6 protein-coding genes are annotated in these 4,212 nt (G+C 69.4%); 4 read left to right on the forward strand and 2 right to left on the reverse strand.

The features are described from left to right. On the forward strand, window positions 1–641 hold a 641-nt coding region (locus CVO76_RS05635; protein ID WP_279628597.1), incomplete at its 5' end, for an acyl-CoA dehydrogenase family protein. A 40-nt stretch (window positions 642–681) separates the two neighbouring features. Here the strand turns inward: CVO76_RS05635 and CVO76_RS05640 are convergent. Further along, on the reverse strand, window positions 682–915 hold the full coding sequence (locus CVO76_RS05640) for a DUF5703 family protein (RefSeq protein WP_133083093.1): 234 nt from the start codon (window positions 913–915) through the stop codon (window positions 682–684). A 41-nt stretch (window positions 916–956) separates the two neighbouring features. Here CVO76_RS05640 and CVO76_RS05645 point away from each other — a divergent pair, with 41 nt between their 5' ends. Then, window positions 957–1,244 carry a hypothetical protein gene (locus CVO76_RS05645; protein WP_133083094.1) on the forward strand — a complete coding sequence of 96 codons (288 nt, stop codon included), beginning with the start codon at window positions 957–959 and terminating at the stop codon, window positions 1,242–1,244. Between the two features lie 80 nt (window positions 1,245–1,324). On the opposite strand, the gene CVO76_RS05650 is transcribed toward CVO76_RS05645, so the two are convergent. Further along, window positions 1,325–2,260 carry an aldo/keto reductase gene (locus tag CVO76_RS05650; protein WP_208741149.1) on the reverse strand — a complete coding sequence of 312 codons (936 nt, stop codon included), beginning with the start codon at window positions 2,258–2,260 and terminating at the stop codon, window positions 1,325–1,327. A gap of 50 nt (window positions 2,261–2,310) precedes the next feature. Here CVO76_RS05650 and CVO76_RS05655 point away from each other — a divergent pair, with 50 nt between their 5' ends. Continuing rightward, window positions 2,311–3,135, forward strand: coding sequence for an undecaprenyl-diphosphate phosphatase (locus CVO76_RS05655; protein WP_208741150.1), 825 nt, complete (start codon window positions 2,311–2,313; stop codon window positions 3,133–3,135). 23 nt (window positions 3,136–3,158) lie between these two features. Beyond that, a partial coding sequence (gene mshC / locus CVO76_RS05660; RefSeq protein WP_208741152.1) for a cysteine--1-D-myo-inosityl 2-amino-2-deoxy-alpha-D-glucopyranoside ligase occupies window positions 3,159–4,212 on the forward strand: 1,054 nt, incomplete at its 3' end.

The raw sequence follows: 4,212 nt of genomic DNA on the forward strand, positions 1-4,212 counted from the left end.
CGATCCTCCATGCCTTCGTCCCCCGCGGCACCCCCGGCGTGGACACCGTGCCGGACTGGGACCCGCTGGGGATGCGTGCCACGCAGTCGAACACCACGCGGCTGACCGACGTCCGTGTGGCTCCCGACGCCGTCTTCCGGCAGCTACCCGTGGGCCCCACCGCGGACCCGCTGGTCTTCGGCATCTTCGCCGCCTTCGAGACCCTGATCGGCGCGGTCTACCTCGGGATCGCCGACCGCGCGCTCGACCTGGCGGCGGAATTCCTCGCCGCGCGCCGCAGCCATGTCGCAGGCCGCGCCCTGTCCGATGATCCGGTGCTGAGGCATCTCCTGGCGGGCGTCGCGATGCAGCGGACGGGGGCGGACGCCGAACTCCGCAGCGTCACGCAGGACCTCGACGGTCGTGCGGGCGAGGCGTCCCAGTGGTTCGCACGCCTCGTGACCCTCAAGACGCACGCGGTCGACGCGGCGGTCGCGGCGACGTCCGCCGCCCTGCACGTCGGAGGAGGATCGGGCTTCTCCGCGTCGTCCGAGGTGGCGCGGCTGCACCGGGACGCCCTGGCCGGACAGTTCCATCCGTCGACCCGGGAATCCGCGCGGGCAACGGTCGCCACGGCCCTGCTCGGCCCGCCGACCGCCTAGGCGGGGTGCCGTGGCGAGCGGGGCTCCGTCCCGGTCCCGGTCACGCCGTCCGTTCCACCCGCAGCACTTTCCGCCGGAGCCAGTAGCGCCTGCTGCCGCCCAGGTAGATGCAGCTGCGTTCGAGTTCCCACTTGCCGTACTCGGCATGCTCGGTCAGGAGTTTGCGCGCGGCCGGCAGGGGTTCACCCGCGCTGACGGTCAGCACCAGGTACTCGTACTGGCGCCCGTAGTCGCGCTTTCGGACGGCGGTCGCGTTCAGAAAATGTTCTCGCATATCCCTCCAATTCTGCCCACTTTACCGATAACGTCTAATCCATGAGCATAGATCCGCGTGTCGCGCTCCAGTCCCTCGTGACGGCCCTCGAAGAACACCTTGCGGCGTCGGCATCACGACGGCGGGAGGACGATCCGGCGGTCGAAGCGGCCTATCTGGGCATCGCCGACGCGTTCGAAGCCTACGAGGAAGCCCTGTACGACGCCTTCGGGGAAGTGACACCACTCGAGATCTACGAAGAGTCCGACGACGACGAGGAGGACGGGGACGACGATCCGGAGGACGCCGACTACGCGTCCGACCTCGTCGAAGCCGAAGTGGAGCACTGACCGGCCGATCCGGAACTCACGGACCCCACCGGCCGGAGCAGTACCCGGGGTGGAGCGCCGCATCCCGCACGCGGGTGGGGTCAGCCCTGCAGGACCGATACCTCGTCGAGCACTTCAGCAATGGGCTCCGCCACAGGAGCTCCGCTGGTCTGCAGGATCTCCTTGAGCTGCTGCGCGGTGCGTGCCCCGACGATCGCGGAGGCCACACCCGGCCGGTGCAGGAGCCACCGGAGGGCGAGTTCGTGCGGTTGGAGATCCAGTCCCCGTGACGCCGTGCAGAGTGCCTCGGTGATGCGCTGGGGCTTGCCCGAGAGGTAGGGCTCGACATAGGGCGCCCACACGTCCGAGGCTCCACGGGATTCGGAGGGGATCCTGCCACGGTACTTGCCGGTCAGCACACCCCGACCCAGCGGACCCCACGCCAGGATGGCAGCGCCGAACGCTTCCGCCGAGGGAAGGACATCCCGCTCGGCGCCGCGGCTCAGCAGGGAGTACTCGACATCGTTCACGATGAGCGGGAAGGAGGCGGTCGCCGCGGCGCGTGCGAACTCCCAGCCGGAGTAGTTGGACACCCCGACGTACCGCGCGCGTCCTGTCACATAGGCGGACTCGAGCGCACTGAGGGTCTCCTGCAGCGGGACCGCGGCATCGGGGGAGGGCGCCAGCCAGAGATCGACGTGGTCGGTGCCCAGCAGCGACAGCGAGGCGTCCAGCGAGTCCAGGAGTCCGCGGCGCGAGGCGTCCAGGCGCCGGCTCCCGGATCGGGTCGTGCCGCCCTGCACCACCACCACCAGTTCGGAGCGGGCCACGGTGTCACCGATGAAGCTGCCCAGCATGGCCTCGGCCTGGCCCTCGCCGTAACGGGCAGCGGTCTCGATGAGCGTGCCGCCGGCTTCGGTGAAGATGCGCAGCTGCTCGCGGGCGGCCTCCTCGCTGACCTCCTGGCCCCAGTTCATGGTGCCGAGTCCCAGAGCCGAGACCGTCAGTCCGCTCGCTCCCACGTTTCGCCGTTGCATGGAGCCAAGCCTAGAGCCTTCCCTGCGCCGCATGGCTTAGGGTCGTAGACGTGAAGTGGATAGAAGCAGTCATCCTGGGGTTCGTCCAGGGCCTTACCGAGTTCCTACCCATTTCATCGAGCGCACACCTGCGCATCGTCGGGGAGCTCCTGCCGAATGCGCAGGACCCGGGTGCGGCGTTCACCGCCATCACGCAGCTGGGGACGGAGACCGCCGTCATCGTGTTCTTCTGGCGGGACATCGTGCGCATCATCACGGCCTGGTTCGGCGCGCTGAAGGGCACGGTGCCGAGGAACGACCCGGACGCCCGCATGGGGTGGCTCGTGATTCTCGGCAGCGTACCGATCGTGGTCCTCGGGCTGCTGTTCCAGGACCAGATCGAGAGCACGTTCCGCAGCATGTGGATCGTGGCCACCATGCTGATCGTCTTCGGCCTCATCCTCGCCGTGGCGGACCGCGTGGGCCGTCAGACGCGCGACCTCCAGAGCCTCACCTACCGGCACGGCATCCTCTACGGGCTGGCGCAGGCGATGGCCCTGATCCCGGGCGTGTCGCGGTCCGGCGGCACGATCACCGCGGGCCTGCTCATGGGGTACACCCGCGAGGCGGCAGCACGGTACTCCTTCCTGCTGGCCATCCCCGCGGTGTTCGGCAGCGGTGTGTTCCAGCTCGTCAAGAGCTACGACGAGCCCGGGCCGTACGCGCTCCCGGAAACCGCGGTGGCGACGGTCGTGGCCTTCGTCGTCGGCTTCGCGATCATCGGCTGGTTCCTGAAGTTCGTCAGCACGCGCGGCTACGGGCTCTTCGTCTGGTACCGCATCCTGCTCGGTCTCGCCCTGTACCTCCTGCTCGGCTTCGGCGTCATCACCGCCTGACGCCGGGCCGTAAGGTAGAACGTGTGATTGCGTGGAATTCGACTCCTGTCCCAGAACTCGACGGCACCCAGTCGGGCATCAACCTGTTCGACACGGCAAGCCAGGAGCCGGCACCCCTCGGGAACCATCCCGAGCGCAGCCTCTACGTCTGCGGCATCACCCCCTATGACGCGACCCACCTCGGCCACGCGTCCACGTATGTCGCCTTCGACCTCCTGAACCGCACCTGGCGCGACGCCGGGGCAACGGTCTCCTACGTCCAGAACGTGACCGACGTCGACGATCCGCTCCTCGAGCGCGCCACGGCCACCGGCGTGGACTGGCGTGAGCTCGCCGCCGAGCAGATCGCCCTGTTCCGTGAGGACATGGAAGCACTGAACGTCCTGCCGCCCGACCACTACATCGGAGCCGTGGAGGCGATCGACTGGATCGTCCCGGCCGTCGAGGAGCTCGTGGCGCGCGGACTGGCCTATGCCGTGCCGGGCGAGGGCGGGGAGCCCGACGGCGACATCTACTTCTCCCTCGACGCCACCGCCACGCTCGACGCGAGCGACCCGGCCTCCTGGTTCCTGGGCCAGGTGTCGCACCTGGCGCCCGACACGATGCTCGCCTTGTCCGCGGAGCGTGGTGGCGACCCCCAGCGCCCGCACAAGCGCAACGCGCTCGATCCGCTGCTCTGGCGGTCCGAACGCGCCGGTGAGCCCAGCTGGTCCGGCGGCACGCTCGGCCGGGGCCGTCCTGGCTGGCACATCGAGTGCGCGGTGATCGCGCAGCGCTTCCTGCCCGCGCCCTTCACCGTGCAGGGAGGCGGCTCGGACCTCGTGTTCCCCCATCACGAGATGAGCGCGTCCCACGCCTGGGCGACCGGTGGCACCCCTCTGGCCGAGCACTACGCCCACGCCGGGATGGTCGGCTACGACGGCGAGAAGATGAGCAAATCCCGCGGCAACCTGGTGCTCGTGTCGAAGCTGCGCCGCGAGGGCGTGGACCCCGCAGCCATCCGTCTCGCCATCCTCGCGCACCACTACCGCTCGGACTGGTCCTGGACCGACGCCGTCCTCGAGGAGGCGGTGGCCC

Source organism: Arthrobacter agilis (assembly GCF_002953615.1).
GTDB classification, from domain to species: Bacteria; Actinomycetota; Actinomycetes; order Actinomycetales; family Micrococcaceae; genus Arthrobacter_D; species Arthrobacter_D agilis_B.

Coding starts and splice junctions, on each gene's coding strand:
- CVO76_RS05640 (WP_133083093.1), bottom strand. CDS start 915: ATGCGAGAACATTTTCTGAACGCGACCGCCGTCCGAAAGCGCGACTAC.
- CVO76_RS05645 (WP_133083094.1), top strand. CDS start 957: ATGAGCATAGATCCGCGTGTCGCGCTCCAGTCCCTCGTGACGGCCCTC.
- CVO76_RS05650 (WP_208741149.1), bottom strand. CDS start 2,260: ATGCAACGGCGAAACGTGGGAGCGAGCGGACTGACGGTCTCGGCTCTG.